Genomic DNA, 22,914 nt, shown 5'->3' with positions numbered 1-22,914 from the left:
TTCTCCTTCATTTTTATTTCAAACGTTTTATGGCTATATCTTAATGAAAACAGACCTGCTGTACACTTTAATACATTTTGGAATCTGCTTTTTCGCTAGTGCCTTCATCATGCCATACTCTCCATACTTATTGCTCATTTTATAAATCTTCAGCACAAGAAAGGCACCTGCTGCTGCTATCAAACCAATACATATAAGGGAAGGAAGGCCGATAATGTACAGTATGGCAAAAAGTATCATAAGGGCGACAACTCCGCCTCCTAAATACCAGATGTACTGCGCTTTTAAACCCTTGAATTCTATGCTTTGGTTGATTCCTTTGTTGATCTGGTAGACGCTGCTGTACATTGCATGCTTTGCCTTTAAACCCCAAAAAAAGATTTAATTACAGTTGCCACAACAACCAGAAAAACACAGCTGCCGAACCAGGCTGCCGCTACTTTACCGGTATCAGGATCCCCGGCATTCCATTTCTGATAAACTTTTACGGCGCCAATAAGCCCCAATATTGCTCCAACGGCATACATAAGTTCTGTACCCGCATCAAAATAGCTTCTGACTTTCTGATTGGCCTCATTAATCCCGGCAACACCGTCCTGTGCGTAGCCGGTTCCATTAATCACGAGTAACAAAAGACATGAAGTAGCCAGCACCTTATTCTTTTTCCAAATACGCTTTAAATTTCTTTTACATTTTCTCATCATACATCATTTTAAAGTCTTGATTATTATAAAAAGCAGAGGAACACCACTGTTGCAGCTCTATTTTCTTGTCACATAAAGCCATACCGCACCAGAGAGAACAGGGATATAATTCCTCCGCTGAATTTTAAAAAGCAGTTCCTTCCCACAGACTGTCCGCCTCGCTTAAGGTTAAAAGCAGAGCCGGGTGTTTTTCAGATTCCGAGACTATCAATTTATTGATGCTTTCACGAAGGGAAGAGATCTTTACATAAGGATACTCTTCGAGCACCATCGACAGGTAATTTTGAAACTGCTCTTTTGATAATTTTTTTTCTGCACTTTCCTCGGTAGCCTGGATAATTCTTGAAGCAAGCTGCTCAGTATCATCAAGAGTATCGAATGATTCCGAAAAAGAAGCTGAGATAGATTTTGGCTCTTTTGAATTTTGGCTGTTGTTTTTAAAAGAGGGAATTTTAAGTTTCTTTTTCCCTGATAAGATTTTCTTTAAATCGGTACTGTAAAATTTAAGGATTAGGATCAGATACCAGATTATGACCAGTATAGCTATGAGAGTCAGGTAACTACTCCATGGAATATTTGTAAACATAGTTTTTCATTTTATCGTTCAACATTTATCTCCCTGTAAAAATCATGACCACTTAATAAGTTATGATTTATTTTACAAGTCAAAGGAACAATAGTAATTACCGCCTTACAAGTCCAGCATTTGGCTGTACCCTGGCTGGACTCCACTGGACCTCCAGTAAAATCTGGAAAAAAAAATAAAAAAAAAGTGATTTTTTTTTTAGCGGTTAATTGTATTGCCGGAAAAATTGAAGACTTAGAATTACTGCATACAGGTTATAATGCTGTTTTGATATTCTTCTAAGAGCTGTAGTTTGAAATGGGCAGTAAAAAATGAAGAGCAGAAGGATTTAAGTCTTCCGCTCTTTTGGTTGTTAGTATTCCCGTATTTGTTTAATGATCCGCTGCAGGGTTTCCACGGCGATCTCCTTATCCCTTTCCTCTGCAACATAAGCTTTACTGCGCATGGAATCAAAGGAGAGGTTCTTTTTAAAAGGTGTTGACAGAAACGGTACAATGGTTTTAAAAACCTGGTTCATTGATTTTGAAACAAGGATTTCAAGTTCCTGGCATGCCCTGAGTATAAGTGCGGTCTGGTCGGTTGATAACTGGCATAGGATCTTTTCTTCTCTGCTGACTGGATTTTGCTGTGAAAGTTTTTTATTTTCAGAAGGAATGCTGGCAGCAGTTTTAAGATTTTCCTTTTTTTCAAGAAAATTAATTTCCTGTTTAAACCAGTCCAGCAGTACTTTCTTTAAATTTTGATGGTCACAATTAAGGGCCGCGGTGGCGTTAGCTGCAATTTGGTTAAGCTCTTTAGCATACAGCAGCAGCCATCCAATTCTATCGGAGCCTTGCTCAAATTCGCTGATTTTCATAGCTACGGCCTGGGTATAAAAGTTGATGAAAAGTTTGCTGTTGAAATTCATATAAATCAGCACCTGCATTAAATCGGTATGAATCAGGTCTTCTGTTTTATTTGTCTTCAGCGATTCAAGTTCTTTAAGCAGCTCTTTATAGTAGAGTATTTCCCTAAAGGTGACTTTTTTATTTTCTTTGGCATTAGCAAAGCAGTACAGCGTATTAAAAACAATCTCTGCAAGCATCTTTTCATCCGGATTAAAATGCAGAATGGTTCTGAGTTTATCGATTCTGAGTTTTATTTTCTTATAGGAAATACTAAGATAGGAAACAGGTATCTTGGAATCTAAACTTATAAAGCAGGCAAATCTCGACTCCAGAAAATTTAAGAGTTCATCCAAAGCGCTAAGAAGGGCAGTGGTGACTTCCTGCAGATCCTTTCTTTCTGTAGCTATGCTTTTATTGATAACAATCAGCTGATCCCAAAGACTAATCAGGGCGGAATGATAATTTTTTACCAGTACTTTAATATGCTTTTCTTTACTGAGTGAAAAAACGCGAATAGTAAACTGAGTCTGGATGAATTGTGTTTCCTCTACAGCTTTATCAATTATTGCCTTAGACTCAAGGGGAGTAAGGTTGCTTATGGCGCTTTTTTTCGGATTTAAATTCAGCGTCACTACTGAGTCCAGCCATTCTAAAAGATAGGTTTGATTCATGTTGCTTCATTTTTAAGTAAATATTATTTCAATATTGTATTGAAAATACTCCAAATCAATGTCTGTACACAATTCAAACCCAGGTGGAATTATTTAGTGTTGGTTCAGCCTTATTCGGTATGCAGAAGGAGATAAAGAAGTATGCTTTTTAAAAAAATTACTAAAGAAAGAAGTATTTGCAAATTTTAGTTCTTCAGAGATTTTAAGAATGGTTAAATCACTATTTTGAAGCAAAATCTTAGCTTCCAGAATTAATGCATTTTCAATGCACTGTTTGGCCGTTATCTCTGTAATTTGCTTGATTGTTTTAGTGAGATGCCCTGAGGATATATTCAGGGCATCTGCGTAAAACTTGACACTGTGCTGTACTCTGCAGTGAATTTCCAGTAATCTAAAAAAATGGACTGCTGTTTTTTCCGTGCTGGAATATTTTACCCTTTCATGCCAGGTAGCTTTATAATAATGGCTGGCAAGTTCATAGAGAAACAGATTAAAACTCAGCAGAATCAGCTCTTTTTTAAAAACCTTTGAATCAGATATTAACAGCCTGGAGTTCACTATTTCCAGTAAATCCATCAGGTTCTTGATCTCCTTTTTCTTTAAGAAAATTTTAGAGGCATACTGGGCAGTGAAGAAATTAAAATATCCGATATGAGGCCATCTGATACTGTTCTCTAATGCAAATTCTGATGTAAAAGATACAATCGAAATGCATAATTCCCTGCTCATCAGCAGAATTTCGCAGTTTGCTTTCTTAGGGATAACTGCCGATTCATTAATGAATAAGTGTACTTTTCTGCTGTTAATACTCATCGCTGCAGCGCCTTTATTTACAAGCAGCACAGTAGAATGATCTTCCGGAATCAAATTCTTTAATGTACGCTTGGAGGTTAAACTTTCAAAAATGCACAATTGAATTCCCCCAGTTTTATAGTTTGATTTTCTAAATTCCAAAGTATTTTTTTTAAGATTAAAGGCCTATTTTCTAACTGTATAGTTTTGCGATCAGCGAAACACAGATAAACAGCATATTTGACATCCCATTTATAAATAAGAGATATACTAATTTTCTGAGGGAATACATTTTAAGGATCTCTGCAAGAGAGATACATATTAAATGATCATCAAACAATAAGGATAGGATTAGGTATATGGTTGTCAAATTAAATAGTATCAGAAAAACATAATAACCGTATAATATCTGTTTTTCAAAAAGTAAAATCCAGTCCATATTTTCTATTCTGTAGTGTTTCTGCTGAGAATCCCCGCGAGTAGTGATCTGGTAATTGCAGTTGCAGAATTGCTTAAGGCTCCCTGAACGGCACCGACCCTGTTTCCCACAGAGGTTTCCCAGTCTTTGTCTTTTCTCTTTGATGCATAATAAAGCGAATACCTTGTAATGGCTGATGAAGTAAGGATTATTCTTTTTTCTTCAGCTGTAAACTGCTGGTTATTTGTAACAATGGCCTCAAAAGAGATGATGGATGGATGAACAGCCTCATAGTCACTGTTCTGCCAGAGTGCAGCCGAGGACATAAATTCTGACAGACAGTTTTTTGAAGCCATGGACATCGAAGAATTTGCTATAATCTGCTCAAGCTGTATTTCAGGGAAATCGACCATTTCTTGTATTTCCTGAAAATTGGCGGGATAATAAGAAGGCAGGTTTTGAAAATCACTGTTCAGAAATGAAATAGAATCAATTTTACTGCTGACAGCATTAATGGTGTGATCCGAAAAATTACCCGAAAGATAGGCATCCAGTAAGTCATTGTGAATTTTCCCGGCAATGTCATACGCATTGGCCGTATTTTCAGGATTCAGGCCTGCATTCTTTTTTGTATGGGCATTCTTTTTTTTGAAATTAGAAATTGAATCTTCGCGAGTAAAGTCGTTGGTGCATGAAAGGGACAATACCGCCAGCATGCTGATTAAAAAGTTTTTCATGATTAAAGTGTGTTAAATGGAATGACTTTTCAGTCAGTTCATTTCACCCGGGTAAGCAGAACTTTAAAACAGCACGATGCCATTTTTTTTGCTTTTGAATTCACCGCAAATCTAGAATCATCAATTCAGCCCTGCAAACTCTCATCTGTGGATTTTCGGAATTTCAACTATGGATTTTCCGAAAATCCACACCCTGTTTTTTAAAAGTTAAGCCTTTGTTATCAATATATTACGTTATATTTGAAGCTCTTTTTTACAGAATGCTTTACTTATGATCTGCAGATCTGAAAATTGTAGTAAGCAAAAGCATTTTTTGATAAATATTGTTCCATTTTTAATTATCAATCTATGCTTAAAATACAATTCGGACTTCTTTTTTTATGTCTGGCCCAGGAGGTTTCTGCCGGCTGGAATTCACTGAGATTACCTGACTCGCTTTACGGCAAATCCTTTGATTATTTATTTGACAGGATTGAAGAATCAGAGCACAGCAGCCAGTTAGTTTATCTTGCGTATTTCCTTGGGAAAGCTAAAAGAGAAAAAAATGAACAGGAAATCGTAAATGGATATAAAAACTACCTTCATTATGCCCCTGATAAATTAAAATTGGTTTATGCCGACAGTATGATCTATACCGCCAGAAAGTCTGGAAATGATGCGCTGATCGGTTCAGCTTATCTCTCAAAAGGAATTGTCTTTTACTCCTTTAAAAAATATAAGTCGGCTTTAGACCATTACCTTATTGCTGATAATTTTATTTCAAAAACAAATGATGATTACCTAATTTATAAAGTCAAATACAATCTAGCCCAGATTAAGTATTACCTGGGTTTTTATGATGAAGCTGTTTCTTTATTTAAAGAGTGCATTGACTATTTCAACGCACATAACCCCAGAGCCTACCTCAATTCATTACACTCACTCGGCTTATGTTATAACAGGATGGGAAACTACGGCTTGTGCTCTGAGATAAATGAGAAAGGGATTCAGGAGGGCCGCAGACTCTCCAATGAGGATATGAAAGTGTATTTTATGCACTCCGAAGGCATCAATCAGTATTTTAAAAGCAACTACTCGGATGCCTTAAAAAACATCAATGCGTCACTTCCCGGGATAATTAAAAACAAAGATTTTGCAAATGAATCTGTGGGCTATTTCTACCTTGGGAAAAGTTACTGGGATCTTCACAAACACGAAAAGGCACTCCCTTACTTTATGAAAGTAGACCGGATTTTTGAGAGTAAAAATTACATTCGTCCGGATCTTAGGCAGAATTATGAACTTCTGATAAAATATTACAAAGGCAGGCAGGATCTGAGTAAAGAACTTTTTTACATCAAAAAACTACTCAAAGCCGATAGTGTGCTCAGTAGCCGATACGTTTATCTGTCGGGTAGAATCCGTAAAGTCTATGATACAAAAGTGCTGATAGAAGATAAAAATAAAATTGAGAATTTATTGAATAAAAGAAAATACAATGATCTTATCTTTAGCGGTATTACCATTGTGCTGTTTTCAGGACTTCTGTTTTTTGCCGTAACACATTTCAGGAGTAAAAAAATCTATAAATTAAAATTTGAACAGGCAATGAATAAAAAGGCTTCCTTGCAGCCTAGAGTTCAAAGCAGAAACGGCGGAAAAGTCATTGATGATATCAGTAAAGAGACCGTGGCGCAGATACTCAGAAAACTCGATAAATTTGAAAGCGATAAAAAATTTCTTTTAAAAGACTTAAATGCAGCCAAGCTTGCGGCAATTATAAATTCTAATCCGAAATACTTATCCAGTGTGATAAGGAACCATAAAGGTAAAAAGTTTGTAACCTATATCAGTGATCTTAAAATCGATCATATTATTACTTTATTGAAGGAAGATAAAAAAATAAGAAAATATTCAAATAAGGCACTGGCTGACGAAGCGGGATTTAGTACTACGCAGAAATTCGCGCAGGCTTTTCATGCCAAAACCGGATGCCCTACTTCCTTTTTTATTAAGGAAATTAATAAGATCTAAGGAATATTGTTTTTGAGCAGTTAGTTATGATGCATGAAGTTTTAAGCCTGTGGTTTAGTAAACTGAAGTAAATTTGAAGCAGAATCATGAGGCATTTTCATTAGGCAGCCTCTCCCGCTTTACGCTGTAAACGAAGTTTACTGAACTGCGATTGAGATAAAAAGTAAGTGAAGTAATCTTTTATGCCGAACCCCGGCAGAAAAGGATTTCCACTGCACACGAGCGAAGCGAACTGGCGTAGCAATCGGGGCTGGAGAGAAGCATTTTGCTTTTGAGTAAAATCTTTACGAAAAAACCATAGTTGCGGAATCTCAGCGGTTCCGTTCAACACGGGTTTCATTGTTCGTGCTACGCAGGCAAGGAACTCTAGCTGTTTTAGCAGCTGTGACTTTAAATTAAGAAATTTAAAATTTTATACTGTTTTTTCATTTATCCAGTTTGCAATATCTTTGATTACGTTTTTATCATTATAAATATTGCTATGTTTTATTTTATAGCAAAATATCCTTTTGTTTTGTACGATTTTATATTACAGTTATTCAAATGATTAGGAATATGGCTTATATCAAATTTTAAAAAAATACAATATTTGTAACTAGTATAATCCAATATAAGGAAGTTAGATTCCTTTAACAGCATTATTATCCTTAAAGTAACATTGAATATGCAGTAGAAGAGAAAAATCAAGAAGATTATAATTGCTGTATATGAAAAAATATGTATTATCATATCTTCTACTTTTTCTTTAAAGCCAATGGCTGAAATGCTGATTGCAAGAAGGAAAAATAATAAAATGATAAATATGAGATATTTTTGAGTTTCCTTCCATGTAAGCGTTATCATAGCTGCTAACGTCAGTTTGTCTCAAAACCTCCATTTTTTATTATTTTGAACGTAAATATAGCTGATTTAAACTACAAAAATAACTTCCTGTAAAAACTCAATCTGTTGATTGTTTTGAACGAGTACCCTTTTACTTGTATAAACTAAATCAAAGCGTTTGCAATGTGGCTTTTTAGATACTTACTACTTAATAAAACATATTAAGAACCTTTTTTTATTGCCCGCGTTACAAACGCTACAATTATCTTTTAAGTATTATGTAGGCACTCGTTGCATACGAGCACAAGAGGGAATAAAAAATCACTAACCGAATACTCCGTTGATCTGCGATAACACCCAACTGAAACCTCCGCCTGCCAAATTCACATAACAGGTTTGTCCACTGAATGCAATAATAGTTCTACCCGCCGGAGCAGTCACCTGAAAATTTTGTGTATCAACTACATTGGGATTAATGGTGGCGGGATAACTTGTGCCGTTGATGGTGATTTGAACTACCACATTTTGTCCGTACCAGTAGCCTGTTACGTAACTGAAAGCGGTGAGACCATTTGTGAGATTGATCGGATTATTCCCATTGCCGCCATCACCACCGTGTTGTAATAGTTGTACCACATACGAGCCGTCGCTGCTGGCATTGGTACATTGGATGGCATCCACAACATCTCCGCTACGGATAACGATACTTTGGATAATAGTAGGAGTAGTTTGCGCATTCAAGATGGCTCCATCGTCGAACACAACCACATCGGGTTGGCCGGTCAGGTATGGCCGCATCAATAGTTGCTGACTTTGCTCGAAAGGCCAGTTGGAGGAATCAAGCCGCCAACTCATCATAGTTTGGTAGGGGTATTGCTTATTCTAGTACTGAATCCCAGCAGCGTATTGCTGAGAAGCATAAAGCGCAGTGACACCACTTTCTAAATAAGCACCGAATCCCAATAGATCGGCATTGATGCCGTGTGCAATAAATACGCTAGGATCGCTAACCCAGTAACTTTGCAAATTGAACACATCCACATTGGCATTCACAGCATCCGCATTCAGGTTGTTGACATTACCGGACTGGTTAGAACTCGCCGAAATGGCCAGATAATAGGTATCCCCGAAAGCCTTACTCAATGCGTTGAGCCAGTAGCCACATTGCTTATGAGAGAGTTGGCTCGTGGGCTGTTCCCAATCAATGTCGAAACCATTGAGGTCATTGTTAGCCAGAAAGTTGGCAACATTGATCGCAAAAGTGGTCAGCAGGGCGGGGTTGTTGATGATCGTTTGCAGATCGTTGGTGATTTCTTGGGTATAGGCCAGTAAAGCAAATATGGTGATGTCCGGGTTTTGTGCACGGGCATCTAAAACCTGTTGTGCAAGATATGTGTTACTGGTTTGCAGGGTGGGACTGCTAGGGTTACTCATATCCACGCCAAACCAGCCGATGCTCAGGTAATCAAGGGTGCTGTATATCCCGTTGAGCTTAATAGAACTAAAATTGCTGTTGGGTGAGCTGTAGGTCGCGTTTGCTGGATGTAGCTCATTAGTCAGCCACGCACCGATGGCGCCGGTAAAGTTTTTTTTGCTTTTCATGTGATTAGAATTTTAGAGTTTTCTACCTAAGTTTTTAATTTCTTTATTAAAAATACCAACTAATAGGCTTTTATAATGCAAAAAATGTAATGAGTACGATTTTTTAATGTATGAGTAAGCATAATCTTGGAATAAGATGCAGTTAATTATTGTAAACGATTTAGGAGAAGAATAAATTCTAATCCGAAATATTTATCCAGTGTGATAAGGAACCATAAAGGTAAAAAGTTTGTAACCTATATCAGTGATCTTAAAATCGATCATATTGTTACTTTATTGAAGGAAGATAAAAAAATAAGAAAATATTCAAATAAGGCACTCGCTGATGAAGCGGGATTCAGCAGTACCCAGAAATTCGCGCAGGCTTTTCATGCCAAAACCGGATGCCTGCCCTCCTTTTTTATTAAGGAAATCAATAAGATCTAAGTATAGAAAATAATGTTTTTTTACAACAATCAGTGATGATGTAAGCAATTTAAGGTTGTGATTTGGTAAACTGAAGTAAAAGGCTATTTTTGCGGTCTTAATTTTAATAAATAGAGTATCATGAAAGATTTAGTAGCAAAAATAAACGCCGAGATCGAAACATTTAAAACAGAATCTGAATCTTTAATTGAAAAAGGTGTTAAGGCAGCAGGGGCAAGAGCCCGCAAATCAACACTGGAAATTGAAAAATTATTGAAAGAGTTTAGAAAAGTTTCTATTGAGGAGTCTAAGAAATAATTTTCAGCAGTCTTACTTACTTTTAAAAGAAGAAAATGGGGTTTTTAAGCCCCATTTTTTTTGATTTCCTTATTTGATTATGCCAGCTTCTCCCGTTTTTCGCTTCAATCTTTTATGCCGGACTCCGGCAGAAAAGGATTTCCGCTTCACACGAGCGAAGCGAACTGGCGTAGCAATCGGGGCTGGATAAAACATTCTGCTTTTAATAAATTAACTTTGCTTAAAGTCAGTCATCAAAATGCTTTTAAACTGATAATTATTTAAACCTTGACTTTGAAAGTCTTTCATTTTTTGGATGTATGCCTGAATGTCCATATTTTAGATGTTTAATTTCTGTTAATTTTTTTAATTGTCTTTGTTTTGGTCATTCAATAATGTTTTATGTATAGAATCATTTTTGCAATATGTTAAGCCTTATTTTCGGATTTCCAAAACACTTCAAATACAAACTAAATTTCCAAATCCGTTTTTAGCTGTTACAAGTGGGCTTATTCTTTTAGAAATTCTATGTATTCAGTAAGTGTAAAGACTTTATTGGAATAACCAAAATCTCCAACCATTTCTGTCATATCCTTATCAGAAGTTACGATAATAATTTCTCGTCCTGACAGTGTGCTTTCATTTAAAGCAAACGAAACGTGGTAGTCCCAAACCCAATTCCATCTCTTTTCTCGAGAAGTTTTGGATGACATATCTATATCGTCATTTACAATTTTATATGCTACCCATCTAAAAAAACCTACTGAGAGAGGAAATTCTATATTAAGAGAAAATGCTCGATTTATGACTTCGCTTTCTGGTAATTGAATTTGGTATTTTGATGAAACTGCAAGTATAACTGCGAAAGCCATTAACGGCTCAAAAACACCATTCTCTATATAATCCAAAAGTTTAGCACGTAATTGTTTTTTTGCGATTTTAGGATGCTTATTTATAATCTCTTGTCTAACGCCTTCAATCAGAATTGTAATTTGACTTGAAAACGTTGCTTCTTCGCCATCTATATACTGCTTGATATCATCAAATGTATTTCTCTCCCTATGTGTTTTTACAGCTGATTTAGAATCCTTCTTTAAATCATTAATTACTCCTCCAAGATTGCGTACGCGATCTTCCAATTCAGTAGGTATAAAGTTGAAATATGATTTTGTAATATGCAAAGCAGCATGTGGAAATATGCGAAGAGTCTCTCCATCATCTTCTTGACAATGGGTTGCCATAGTCTTAACTCCATTTAGGCAGTCTTTAAAATTAAAACCATAATCAGACTCTGTTAAATTTGCCAACATTTCCATTCCAACAATAACTGAAGCGTAAGGAATAATATTCTTTTTTTGCTCTAATGTTTTTATTTCGGCTAATGAAGTCTTTTGTTGCTCTTCAGTTTTTTCATTTACTAAATATCGATAAGAATTGGTGTCGAAAATTACTGCATATTCTTTCATTAAATTTATTTTATTGATTATTACTGTCTTTAAATGATTGTTAACTGACTAATATCTTCCATTAAACAGTGTTGTTGAAATCCCAATATCAGATAGATAAAACCGCTGTTGTCTTAATTTACGGTTTTGCATAATGTATTTTATATTAAGTTGCAAAATAGTTCTTTTAGACTTAAAAGAATACTGTATAAATACCTGTTTTAAACTTTTATTGAGCATAAAAAAAGATGCGGAAGCATCTTAAAATTTTAATTATTAAGTTCTCATTCTTCTAGACGTTGAAAGTTGTGAAAACAAGTATTTTCGGCTAAAAATAACGTAAACGGTAATTCTACTAAATTTGAAAATGTCTAGAAACGGGTGTTACAATTAATTGTTTTTTATCGTTTCAATTCTCCCTCAGCGATTTCTTCCATCGTGAATAAATCGAAGTATGTTCCTTGGACCTTAGCAAATGACATAGGATTAAAACTATTGAAACCATTCTCATAAAATCTTTTTTTGTTAAGTGTTGTCAAAAACAATTTGTTTTCTCGAACGATGTCAATTGTTAACCCATGAATAACAGGGAAAATTAATAATCTACTTTTAAGATCGTTATCTAGATTTGCAGATTTGTCATTGAATTTTTTTTCTAATCGTTCACAGATAAATTTTTCAAACGGTTTGCCAATTTCATATTTGGTTGAATTGTAATCAATATTATAAACCTCGACTAAAAAAAGATTGTTTCCGTCATCTTTAAACTCGAAATCTATACTTTTTTTATTTTGTAAAACTCTTTCGTATTTTACTAATTCCGCTCTAGTTGATAAATGGAGACATACAGCAATTTCTGCTAATACATTTTTAAAATCATTCTTTTCAAAATTATTGATTACGCCTTTGACAAGGTTTTTAAATTCTTTGTTTTTTTTTACCTTTTCAAATTGACCTAATAAATAATTGAAATATCCCAGTTCATTTCTTAATTCATGGCTGCTATTATTTTTGACTTCTTCAACTAGCATCAAGAAAGTTGCTACAAAATTACTATTAGCAGTTTTTCCATCGTTTAAAAGAGTAAAAGAATATAAGTTTTCTAATAAAGTTAAAAAATCTTTTTCGGTGTAATAAGTTAAAAGATTCGGAATGTACAATTGAAAAAGTTTTTTACAATTGTCAATCATATTTTTTGTTAACATGTTTTAGTAAAATAAGTTTTTTAGGTTAGTCGGTTACATTGACTAGTGATGTTCTGGTGCTAAAGGGGGGGCTACTAATTTATGGCCATTTTCGGATTTGCTACCTGAGCGTAGCTAATAGACGAAGTAAATCATCCCAAATACAAGACCAACTTTACAATTAACCCTCTTGTCCAAATCCGTTGTAGCTGTTGGTAGATAGTGCTTTTTCGATTAGTTTATCTAAAATATTTATTTCAGTTTCGCTCAAAATGTTTCTACTCAATTTTTTAGTTTTTGTAACATATTTTCCTCCGTATGGATTTAGTAGAATGTATTTTAAATCGCCAAAAATTTGTTTTTGAATTTTACGATTAAGTTCTCTTTCTAACTCATTGATCTTTTGTTTACTTTCAAGTCTAATTTGCGCATTATCTTCATATTCTCCAAAATGACAATAAAAATATTCATAATCATATTCGTCAGTTTTTTCGATTTTATTTCTAATTTGAGAATGAATTTTATTGTAAGAAAAATGATTTCCTATTCTTGAAATTACGGGATTACATCCGTCACGATTATCACCAACTTTACCAACATAAAGTTTTATAACTTCATTTTTATCTCTAGGAGTTGCTATGAATAAATAAACTGCCCATTGTCGTTTAGTTGATTCGCCGGGAATTTTAAAGCTTTTTATTTCCATATTTTATTTGATTGGCGGAGAAAGCGAGGAATCGAACCTCCCTTCGCATTCAGTCTTGAATTCAGTTATTAAGTTTTTATTTATTTCTATGCTTTATAGTCAGAAGTAAGATCGTCTTTCTCCACGAGTGCGACTCCTAATGCAATACTTTTAATAAAATTTATAATTCTTTCTTTTGTTTCGATTAAACTAATTTCCAAATTTCTAGAAACGTGTTTTAATTATAGGCTTTTATTTTATTTTTGATAGAATTTTTATTATTTGATTTCTTAAATAATCTGGAATTTCACGAGATAATGTTGATAGCTTTTTAATTCCTTGAGCTTCGTTTAAATTATTCATTTCAAATTCTTTCAATTCGAAATAATCATATGTAAACTGACCTTTATTCTTGGTTAAAATAACGTATTTATTTAAAATTATATTCCCATTTCTCCCTGTAATTATTTTTAAATGATCATCATATTTGTCAATATTTGGATGAATTATTTTATAATGTTGGGATTGATAATAATTTGTTCCAATTATGGTTTCATCAACAATAAAATCTAACCTAGCTTTTTTAATTTCCATATTGCATCTTTTACAAGCAACATTTAAGTTTAGTTCTTCAAATCTAAGGCTTGAATATTTACTTTGTGGCAAAATATGCTCTATGTCGATTACCATACGGAATTCGCCAACAAATAATCTGCTACAGTAACAGCATTTTGGCAATTCATTTTCAATGTAGTAATCCTTTATTTTTCTTTTAACTTCATTAAGAAGTGGATTTGCCCAAACATTTCCACCTGCAGTAATGGCGGTTCTAATATTTATATGATCTTGATTTTCAAAATTTAAAGGCATCTATTCTAAATCAGTGATTATTTTTTTTCCCATTTCTAAAACTTCATCGAGCAATTTTTTTTGCTTCTCATCATATGAATTATCTTGAATGTTATTTATTTCTTTTAAAAATTCATCTAATCCAATATTTTTAGAAGCCAACAAATTCATTTTGTCTATAAGATTTTCTGATAAATAACGGTTTTCAGGTGTTGTTACATCAAAATATTCTTGATAAATTTCTTCAACATTAATTTTTTCATTTAGTTCAAGAATAAAGTTTCCATTCGTCCCTTTAAATATTTTTAAATTTTGGGAATTCATTTCTGCACCATTTATTATTAATGGAGAATGTGTTGCAACAATAATTTTTGGTTGATAGAAATAAAATAGGTTGTTAATTCTCGTTATGTATTCTATTTGCCATTTCGGATGCAAACTGTTTTCGGGTTCATCAATTAATATGACAGAATTTTCAGTTATGACAGAGGTCAAATAAATAAGAGATGTTACCAAAGTTAATTCTCCTGAACTTGCTTTGTTTAAAGGAATATGTTGATTATTTTTATGTAGATATATGTCTATTCCACGAATTAGCTTTAAAGATTTTAACTGTTTCTCATACAAGAACATTGTTAGTAGATAAGAATTTTTGATATCTTCAAATTTTTCATTATTGAAATTTATATTTACAATTTTTTCTTCGTAAAATTCTCTATCCACATATCTATTTAAAAAATACATCAAGATTTCTATTTCTTCACCAGGTAATTCCGAATCTATTACTTTGTCTCGAAAATCCGGATTAACACCTTTTAATTTAAAACTTATTACAGGATCAAAACCAATATATTCTAATGTATTTGCAATGTTTCGTAGTCTTTTCAAATCATCATTTGCTAAAATTTTAAAAGCATTGACAATTGTGTTTCTTGCTAATGTTTTGCCTAACGAAGATCTAAGTATTTTGAAATGAAGATTCCGCGAATTGAATTTGTCATAAATTGTATTAGCAATTGCTATCACATTATAATTTTGACCTAAATGGAATTTTGAAAGATCATTTAATAAAGTGCTTTTACCACTACCATTTTCACCTATTAATATGTTTATATCCTCATCTGAATTTGAGGGCAATAATAATTGAGAAGGAATGTTTTTGTTATCGAATATAAACATATATTTAAAGATTTTTATCTACAATTTTGTTAGCTTCCCGTTAATGTTCTGCTACAACAGTAGGTTTTGAACTAAATTTAGTCCATTCTTCGGATTTGCCACCCGAGCGTAGCTAATATACGAAGTAAATCATCCCAAATACAAAACCAACTTCCCATTATGCCAATTGCCCAAATTCGTTGTAGCTGTTGTAGGCAGTGCTTAATTTAAGCTATTTGGGTATTCTTCTGCAATTATCTCTTCAATAGTTTTAGTTTCTTCGGTAGAATTCATTTTTTCCAATAAAGCTAATGTTTCTCTATATTGCATTGCTTCTGGTAAAATTGTAAATTCTGCTTCAAATCCTAATTCGTCAATTTTCTGTTCAATTTCTTCTAAACTAACATTGAAAAATTCTTTTCTGTAGTTTAACATATTTACCTTTTTATTAGAAAACGCTTTATGAAGTTCGCATTCTAAAGTTCTCGCTTCGTCTGAATAAATCATAGCGTGAACGTCAAATTGAAACGGAACAGAAGCATCTCCAAGTTCTTTCACTCTATCAATAGGTTCAAGTCTTCTTGTCATACCAATTTTATAAACGTTTTCTCCAAACGAACCAATGTTAGAAATTATATAAACGTGCCCTCGTTTTGTTTGTTGAGCCATAGACAATGCTCGTTCTTTTTTTTCTTGAGCTATTAATAATTCTTGTTCGAGAATTAAAATTTTAGAATTCAATTCTTCTTGTAATTCGCCAGTTGCTTTTTCAACTTCTTTTCTTGCTTTTAGTAAAGCTCTTTGATAAGTTTCTTCTTCTTTTTCAGCTTGTTTTTGAGCTTGCTCAAATTCACGTCTTGCTTTTTCTTCTTCTCGTAATTCTTCTTGAATAGCTCGCATTTCTTCTTTTTCCTCTTGTCTTTTTACTTGAAACTCATATTCAAGAGTAATTTCTTTTAATTTAAGTTCAAGAAATTCGTAAGAAATGCTAACTGAATAACCATCACCAAGTTTGTTCAAAGTTTCATATGATTTATGAATGCGTTCTTTCATCTGATTAACGTTATTCCATTTAACTTTTGCAATTTGAGAATTACATTCACCATTAAAAGCACGAAGCACTAATTTTATATATTTTTTAGTGGTTGCTCTACCTTTTGTAACACTTCCATCAATTGTCCATTCTGTTCTGCAAGTTGCAGCCGTTTCTGATTGAATCATCAATTTTTGTTCTTCAATGATTCTATTTTGTTCAGTTCTATAATCTTCTGATTTTTCAAAATCATAGATTGGTTCATAAATTCCAAATTCTATTAAATCTAATTTTGATTCATATAAACTAACATCTTTTCGAAGTCGTGTGTATGTTTCAAGTGCTGTTTGATAATTTAGATTTAATTCGTCAAAGTCTTTTTGAATATAATTTATTGACTGTTTTTTGTTCTCAATTGTTGAATTAAATTCGACTTCCTTGTCAGAAATAATTTTATTTAGCTCTATTTCCTTTTCTGAAATTTCACGTGTTTTGTTTTTAATCAGTAACTCCAGTTCAGATTCTTTCTGTGAAATTAATAGTTCTAATTTTTTCTTTTTATTATCAACCTCATCTTGAATATTAATAATAGATTTAAATTTTTCAAGTTTTTCTTTTAGGGTTCTTATTTCTTCAAACTCTTTCTTTTTTAGAAAATCAAATAATCCCATAGTTCAAAATTTATGATAAGGTTTTGTCTTTTATTCTTGGTTTTTTGCGCAATTTTGGTTGCATTGCCTACAACTTACTTAGGCGATAAACTTACTTAAATAAGTACTGTTTTAGATAGCTTTATGTCATTGTCTAAATTTCAGAATCAAACATACAAAACCGATTTTGTTTTAGTTTACGGTTTTACGTAATTTGTGTCATTAAAAAAGTTGCAAAATAATTCTTTAGTGATGACAAGCCTACCGTATAAATACCTGTTTAATAAAAAAAATACCATTGGAAGGTATTTTTAAATATATTATGATTAAGAATGAGAGAGAACAAGTTTTAAAAAAATACAACTGCTACAGAGAATATTATACCAGTAGCAATCATAATAAAAGATAGTACCATTAATATTCTTTCAATTAACGTTACTAACCAAGCTTGTTCATAATTTTTAAAATGTTGTAAACCACCAGGACCTTTACGATTAAATCTACGTTTATTAATTTTATATCTAATAATAAAGCCCAAAATAACAAAAGAGATTCCAATTGTAATTACAGTAAATTCAGGGTTAATAATTTTCATATTTGAATATTAATTTAAAAATATAAAAATAACTAAAATTTACATATACGATTGTTTATCAATATTATAATCCTAAAAAAAGATGCTTCAGCATCTTTTTTTTATTTCTTATCTAAATATTTATCAATGATTGAAATCCCGTATTCTTTTTCAAAATCAGAAAAAAAAGTTGACAATACTATATTTTCTTTATTACAAATGGCACTTATAATTGCGAAAGGTATATTATATCCATCCGGTCTTTGCAATTTGGTTATCGTTGAAGTTGCTAAATTACATTCTTTTGCATACTGTCTTTTAGTAACTTCGTTGCCATTTTCATCAACCCTATTGACAATCCAACGCTGCGAAATATAATTGCAGATATACTTATTGATAAGTATATTTCTTTGTATAGCTTCACTTTTAGTAGTCATTTGGCAATTATCATATAGTTATTTTAACAAATTAAAGTAAACGCACTAAAAAAAGTGTTCGCGATCACGAACAATGGAATATTTTATATTATATTTGCATATGATCCTCAAAGGATCGTATTTTTGCGACTCTTCAAAAAAATATTGAAGCATTCGCTTAGAATCTCGCCTTAGAAAACTGGTAATTTTGCAACGAGATAATAAGTAAGATGCTCACGCCATAGGCGTGGGCTCACTTATTGTTGCACGGTATACCAGTACCTCTAAGGCAGTAAGCTGAGTTCCATGCCTTTTTTTATACTCAACTCTTATTATTCTTAGCGATATTCCTTTCATTTTTTTTAAGTTTCGCATCATAAAGTCAAACCTTCTAAAAACTTATGACTGTGAAATAGATAATTCATCTCTCTTATGAACATTAAGCCGTTTACTTGATGCATAAAAAATGGTCCTCTACAGCAGCGACTAAACTAGAGCAGAGGACCATAGCTAATCAAATCATCGTTTAACTAACCAATCCAATATTATGAATATTTTTTCATTTAACAAGGATGGGAAAGCTCTTTATTGCCTAATTTTTATCTGGCTGTGTTTTTCTTTTTCATCTGTTTATGCCGAGAAATCTATCAGGCATAGTATTTTATTTTCTCAACAGTTTCAGGTTAAGGGAACTATTAGCGATGGTGTTAATCCGCTTCCTGGGGTAACTATTGCCATAAAAAACAAGCGTGGTTCCGGAACTATTTCTGATTACAGTGGTCAGTACAATCTTTCTGCTTTGTCATCGGATACCTTGATCGTTTCTTTTATAGGATTTAAGACTGTTCTTGTTCCTGTTCAGGATCGAAAATCAATAGATATTTCATTAGAGTATGATACCACAACTCTAAAGGAAGTGAAGATCAATGCAGGATACTATTCCATTAAAGAAAGCGAACGTACAGGAAGCATTGCTCGAATCACCGCAAAAGATATTGAAAACCAGCCCGTAACAAATGTGCTTGCAGCTATGCAGGGGCGGATGGCAGGTGTAAGCATTACACAGACGACAGGGGTTCCCGGTGGAGGATTCGATATTAAAATCCGTGGACAGAACAGTATTAGAAGTGATGGTAATAATCCACTCTACATAATAGATGGTGTTCCGTACGCCTCGGATCCTATTGGCTATAATCAGACAGCCTCCACATTTCCAACCGTTACAAGTCCGCTCAATAGTATAAATCCTGATACAATAGAAAATATCGAGATACTTAAAGATGCTGACGCCACCTCAATCTATGGGTCAAGAGGTGCCAATGGTGTGGTGCTGATCACTACTAAAAAAGGAAAAGGCGGAAAAACTGTTGTGAGTGTCAAAGCTGCAACCGGCGCCGGCGCCGTAACTAAATTTATGAAACTGATGAGTACCCAGCAGTATCTTACAATGAGAAAACAAGCTTTTATCAATGATGGTCTCAATCAGTATAATCCATGGGACTATGATATAAACGGGACATGGGACCAGAATCGTGAAACAAATTGGCAGAAAGAATTTTTAGGTGGTACTGCGCAGATAACGGATGTGCAGGCCGCGCTCTCGGGCGGATCTGATAAAACGCAGTTTTTATTGAGCAGTACCTATCACACAGAGTCTACCGTATTCCCCGGCCAGTATATGTACAAGAAAGGAGGGACACAGTTCAGCATGAGCCATCGTTCAGAAGATAATAGGTTTAAACTCACTTTTTCAGCAGGATACAATATTCAGGATAATGATCAGCCTGCGTATGATCTGACTGCGATCTCTAGATATCTGGCGCCAAATGCGCCTGCGCTGTATGATGCGGCCGGCAATTTAAATTGGGAAAATGGAACTTGGCAGAATCCGCTTCGTTACAGAGATGCAGAGTTCAGATCCAAAACGAATGACCTTGTTACTAGCGCTGTATTATCTTATGATTTGCTGGATAATTTAGTTCTGAAAAGTAATTTTGGTTTTACCGACTTAAGACACCAGGAAACCAGAACTTCTCCATCTACCATCTATAATCCTTCTTATCAGTTGACAAGTGCCTTTTCCGGTATTTATTTAAATAATACAGACAGGCAGTCCTGGATAGTGGAGCCCCAGATAAGTTGGGAAAAAGAAATGACTTTTGGTAAAATCAATATTCTGGTGGGAGGAACTTTCCAGAGCCAGAGTACCGAGAGACTGTATCAATTCGGAAGTGGTTTCACATCAAATGATTTGATCTATGATCTGGCATCTGCATCTACAGTGCGCGTCTTATATAGTGATGATGCACTGTATAAATATCAGGCTTTTTTCGGAAGGATCAACTATAACTGGCAGGACCGTTATATTGTAAACCTTACAGGAAGACGGGACGGTTCAAGCCGATTTGGTCCGGGTAATCAGTTTGCCAATTTCGGAGCCGTGGGCATGGCATGGATTTTCACTAAAGGAGGATTTTTAAACGATATTTCATGGTTGAGTTTTGGCAAACTTCGTGCAAGTTATGGAACAACAGGAAATGACCAGATCGGGGATTACCAGTTTCTTGATACTTATACCTCATCGGGATTTAATTATGATTCAAATGTAGGATTGCAGCCATCACGGCTTTATAATCCTGATTTTGGATGGGAAACCAATAAAAAAATTGAAGCTGCTCTGGAAGTGGGATTCCTGCAGGATAAAATATTTCTAACAGCCGCGTGGTATCAGAACCGTTCATCCAATCAGCTGGTTGGTATACCTTTGGCAGGAACTACAGGGTTTCAGTCAATGCAGGCCAATTTAGATGCTGTTGTGCAAAACACAGGATTTGAATTCACTCTAAGGACCCAAAACTTCAATACTCAGAACTTTAAGTGGACAACCAGCCTAAATCTTACTTTTGCCAGAAATAAGCTTATTAGTTTTCCCGGGCTTTCTGCCTCTCCCTACAAAGAGCAATATCGTATTGGCAAGCCCTTGAATATTGAACTGAATTACAACTATACAGGAATTGACAATCAAAAGGGCGTTTATCTTTTCGAAGACATAAACAAGGACGGTATCATTTCATTTCCCGAAGACAGGCAGAGTGTTGTAGATTTCAACCCGCAGTATTTTGGAGGGCTGCAAAATGTACTATCCTACAGAAGATTAAAACTTGATTTTCTTTTTCAGTTTGTAAAACAGGATACCAGAAGTTACTATAATGGTGTCACCGGACAGATGTCTAATCAACCGGAAAGCGTAGCAGTCAGCTGGACAAAGCCCGGAGATATTGCATCTCAGCAGATTTATACCAGTGGTTATAACGGGGATGCAGTTACAGCCAACTATCTATTCAGGCAGAGTACAGGTTCCATAACAGACGGGTCTTTTATACGCTTAAAGAATATAGCCCTTTCATATGACCTGCCTTTAAATATGAAAAGCACGCAGTGCCAGATAATCCTGCAGGGACAAAATCTGCTCACTTTTACAAAATACAAGGATGGGGATCCTGAATTTATTGGTTCGCGATCTCTGCCACCATTGAAAATTATTACTGCTGGAATCCAGCTCACTTTTTAATACTTTGTCATGAAAACACTATCCCTTAAAAATAATTCTATACACTATTTATTGCTGTTTCAGGTAATAGCAATGGTGTTGTTGACCTCATGTGATTCTTTTGTAGAAGTTGATCTTCCCAAATCACAACTAACTACAGTTTCAGTTTTTGATAACTATTCCACTGCAAACGCAGCATTATCCGATATTTATTCTAAAATGAGAGAGCAGGGCTTGCTTTCAGGTTCGACATCAGGCGCTTCCAATCTGTTGGGTAATTATGCAGACGAGCTATACTGCCTTGCAAGTCCCGGCGATCCAACACTCCCTTTTTATACCAATGCACTTCTGCCTGCAAATTCCACTATTACAGAATATTGGAATCTTAGTTATAATCAGATTTATGCTGCTAATGCCGTCAAGGAAGGAGTGGAGTTAAGCAACAAACTCACCGTAAAGGAAAAAGAACAGCTAAAAGGAGAAGCCCTGTTTATAAGAGCCATCGTGCATTTTTATCTGGCTAATCTCTACAGGGAAATCCCTTATATTGTATCTACAGACCGAAAGATAAATAATGAAGCTTCGAAAATTCCGGTAAAAGATATCTACAGGAATATAATTGCGGATCTGGAAAATGCAGCAGCCATGCTGGCGCAGGATTATTTAAATGCCGGGCGGGTACGCCCCAACCAATTTGCGGCAAAAGCATTATTGGCAAGGGTATATCTGTACAATGAGTCATGGGCAGAAGCCTCAAATGCCGCATCAGCGGTCCTAAATGCTTCAAATCTTTATACCATCGAGGATAATGCTTCTCTGGTATTCTTAAAAGATTCCAAGGAAACCATATGGCAGTTTCAGCCATCTGTGGCCGGAAAAAATACAGATGAGGCCAGTATTTTCATATTTTCTTCTGGTCCTCCGCCCTTTGTGGCATTAACTAATAATCTGATCGAATCCTTTGATCAAAATGACCTTCGAAAAGCAAACTGGACAAAGGCTCTCAGCGACGGGACTGATACATGGTATCATGCATACAAATACAAGGAGTTTGAAAATACTGCCGCTTCAATGGAGTACTCTATAATTTTCCGCCTTGCCGAACAGTACCTTATAAGGGCAGAAGCAAGGGCGCATCAGGGAGATTTAATAGGCGCTAAAGAAGATTTGAACAGAATTAGGAAACGCGCCGGGCTTTTGGATACAGATGCGGTTTCTGCTCAGCAGATTGTTGATGCGGTTTTAAGGGAGAGGAGATGGGAACTGTTTACAGAATTCGGACATCGCTTTTTTGACCTCAAGCGCTCCGGACAGATTGATAATGTCCTTGATCCTGTAAAGACTGGCTGGAATTCAACAGATGTTCTGTTTCCTCTGCCTCAAAACGAACTGAGCATTAATCCTAATATACGCCCGCAGAACAGCGGTTATTAAAT

21 protein-coding genes are annotated in these 22,914 nt (G+C 34.6%); 5 read left to right on the top strand and 16 right to left on the bottom strand.

What is annotated here, in order from left to right; genetic code table 11:
• Positions 1-33 precede the first annotated feature (33 nt).
• The 6 genes from LNQ34_RS21935 to LNQ34_RS21910 all read right to left on the bottom strand — a co-directional run bounded on the left by LNQ34_RS21935 (position 34) and on the right by LNQ34_RS21910 (position 4,795).
• Positions 34-348 (bottom strand): DUF4133 domain-containing protein, encoded by a 315-nt coding sequence (locus tag LNQ34_RS21935; protein ID WP_230001254.1) that lies wholly within the window; start codon positions 346-348, stop codon positions 34-36.
• A gap of 14 nt (positions 349-362) precedes the next feature.
• The gene (locus LNQ34_RS21930; RefSeq protein WP_230001342.1) at positions 363-701 is read right to left on the bottom strand and encodes a DUF4134 domain-containing protein; all 339 of its coding nucleotides are present in this window, start codon (positions 699-701) and stop codon (positions 363-365) included.
• A 127-nt stretch (positions 702-828) separates the two neighbouring features.
• Positions 829-1,290, bottom strand: a complete 462-nt coding sequence (locus tag LNQ34_RS21925; RefSeq protein WP_230001253.1) for a hypothetical protein — start codon at positions 1,288-1,290, stop codon at positions 829-831.
• A gap of 352 nt (positions 1,291-1,642) precedes the next feature.
• Positions 1,643-2,848 carry a hypothetical protein gene (locus LNQ34_RS21920; RefSeq protein WP_230001252.1) on the bottom strand — a complete coding sequence of 402 codons (1,206 nt, stop codon included), beginning with the start codon at positions 2,846-2,848 and terminating at the stop codon, positions 1,643-1,645.
• A gap of 93 nt (positions 2,849-2,941) precedes the next feature.
• Positions 2,942-3,802: a helix-turn-helix domain-containing protein gene (locus tag LNQ34_RS21915; RefSeq protein ID WP_230001251.1), complete on the bottom strand. Its 861-nt coding sequence runs from the start codon at positions 3,800-3,802 to the stop codon at positions 2,942-2,944.
• A gap of 282 nt (positions 3,803-4,084) precedes the next feature.
• Positions 4,085-4,795 carry a hypothetical protein gene (locus LNQ34_RS21910; protein ID WP_230001250.1) on the bottom strand — a complete coding sequence of 237 codons (711 nt, stop codon included), beginning with the start codon at positions 4,793-4,795 and terminating at the stop codon, positions 4,085-4,087.
• 348 nt (positions 4,796-5,143) lie between these two features.
• On the opposite strand from LNQ34_RS21910, the gene LNQ34_RS21905 reads away from it, so the two are divergent.
• A complete protein-coding gene (locus tag LNQ34_RS21905; RefSeq protein WP_230001249.1) occupies positions 5,144-6,808 on the top strand; it encodes an AraC family transcriptional regulator in 1,665 nt (554 codons plus the stop codon).
• Between the two features lie 1,146 nt (positions 6,809-7,954).
• Here LNQ34_RS21905 and LNQ34_RS21900 read toward each other — a convergent pair.
• Both LNQ34_RS21900 and LNQ34_RS21895 read right to left on the bottom strand, forming a co-directional pair.
• Positions 7,955-8,392 carry a jacalin-like lectin gene (locus LNQ34_RS21900; protein WP_230001247.1) on the bottom strand — a complete coding sequence of 146 codons (438 nt, stop codon included), beginning with the start codon at positions 8,390-8,392 and terminating at the stop codon, positions 7,955-7,957.
• A 120-nt stretch (positions 8,393-8,512) separates the two neighbouring features.
• A complete protein-coding gene (locus LNQ34_RS21895; RefSeq protein WP_230001245.1) occupies positions 8,513-9,232 on the bottom strand; it encodes a glycosyl hydrolase family 18 protein in 720 nt (239 codons plus the stop codon).
• A gap of 171 nt (positions 9,233-9,403) precedes the next feature.
• Between LNQ34_RS21895 and LNQ34_RS21890 the strand changes: the two genes are divergently transcribed.
• Both LNQ34_RS21890 and LNQ34_RS21885 read left to right on the top strand, forming a co-directional pair.
• Positions 9,404-9,658, top strand: a complete 255-nt coding sequence (locus LNQ34_RS21890) for a helix-turn-helix domain-containing protein (protein WP_346432376.1) — start codon at positions 9,404-9,406, stop codon at positions 9,656-9,658.
• A gap of 120 nt (positions 9,659-9,778) precedes the next feature.
• Positions 9,779-9,955 carry a histone H1 gene (locus LNQ34_RS21885; RefSeq protein ID WP_133525787.1) on the top strand — a complete coding sequence of 59 codons (177 nt, stop codon included), beginning with the start codon at positions 9,779-9,781 and terminating at the stop codon, positions 9,953-9,955.
• A 488-nt stretch (positions 9,956-10,443) separates the two neighbouring features.
• Here the strand turns inward: LNQ34_RS21885 and LNQ34_RS21880 are convergent, their stop codons facing one another.
• The 8 genes from LNQ34_RS21880 to LNQ34_RS21845 all read right to left on the bottom strand — a co-directional run bounded on the left by LNQ34_RS21880 (position 10,444) and on the right by LNQ34_RS21845 (position 17,949).
• Positions 10,444-11,400 (bottom strand): hypothetical protein, encoded by a 957-nt coding sequence (locus tag LNQ34_RS21880; protein ID WP_230001242.1) that lies wholly within the window; start codon positions 11,398-11,400, stop codon positions 10,444-10,446.
• A 380-nt stretch (positions 11,401-11,780) separates the two neighbouring features.
• Positions 11,781-12,584, bottom strand: a complete 804-nt coding sequence (locus LNQ34_RS21875; protein WP_230001240.1) for a hypothetical protein — start codon at positions 12,582-12,584, stop codon at positions 11,781-11,783.
• A 160-nt stretch (positions 12,585-12,744) separates the two neighbouring features.
• Positions 12,745-13,269: a hypothetical protein gene (locus tag LNQ34_RS21870; RefSeq protein ID WP_230001238.1), complete on the bottom strand. Its 525-nt coding sequence runs from the start codon at positions 13,267-13,269 to the stop codon at positions 12,745-12,747.
• A gap of 231 nt (positions 13,270-13,500) precedes the next feature.
• Positions 13,501-14,118, bottom strand: a complete 618-nt coding sequence (locus LNQ34_RS21865) for an HNH endonuclease (RefSeq protein ID WP_230001237.1) — start codon at positions 14,116-14,118, stop codon at positions 13,501-13,503.
• Positions 14,119-15,276 (bottom strand): AAA family ATPase, encoded by a 1,158-nt coding sequence (locus LNQ34_RS21860; RefSeq protein WP_230001236.1) that lies wholly within the window; start codon positions 15,274-15,276, stop codon positions 14,119-14,121.
• Between the two features lie 201 nt (positions 15,277-15,477).
• Positions 15,478-16,959 carry an SNIPE associated domain-containing protein gene (locus tag LNQ34_RS21855; RefSeq protein ID WP_230001235.1) on the bottom strand — a complete coding sequence of 494 codons (1,482 nt, stop codon included), beginning with the start codon at positions 16,957-16,959 and terminating at the stop codon, positions 15,478-15,480.
• 328 nt (positions 16,960-17,287) lie between these two features.
• Entirely contained in the window at positions 17,288-17,533 is a 246-nt protein-coding gene (locus tag LNQ34_RS21850; protein WP_230001234.1) for a hypothetical protein, read from the bottom strand.
• Positions 17,534-17,634: 101 nt separating this feature from the next.
• Positions 17,635-17,949 (bottom strand): hypothetical protein, encoded by a 315-nt coding sequence (locus tag LNQ34_RS21845; RefSeq protein ID WP_230001233.1) that lies wholly within the window; start codon positions 17,947-17,949, stop codon positions 17,635-17,637.
• A gap of 526 nt (positions 17,950-18,475) precedes the next feature.
• On the opposite strand from LNQ34_RS21845, the gene LNQ34_RS21840 reads away from it, so the two are divergent.
• Positions 18,476-21,499 carry a SusC/RagA family TonB-linked outer membrane protein gene (locus LNQ34_RS21840; RefSeq protein WP_230001232.1) on the top strand — a complete coding sequence of 1,008 codons (3,024 nt, stop codon included), beginning with the start codon at positions 18,476-18,478 and terminating at the stop codon, positions 21,497-21,499.
• A gap of 9 nt (positions 21,500-21,508) precedes the next feature.
• Entirely contained in the window at positions 21,509-22,912 is a 1,404-nt protein-coding gene (locus LNQ34_RS21835) for a RagB/SusD family nutrient uptake outer membrane protein (protein ID WP_230001231.1), read from the top strand.
• The last annotated feature ends 2 nt before the right edge of the window (positions 22,913-22,914 follow it).

It is taken from the genome of Flavobacterium lipolyticum (genome assembly GCF_020905335.1).
Lineage (GTDB): Bacteria > Bacteroidota > Bacteroidia > Flavobacteriales > Flavobacteriaceae > Flavobacterium > Flavobacterium lipolyticum.
Note: the sequence above shows the minus strand (reverse complement) of the source record. Positions and strands in the feature narration are given on the sequence as shown.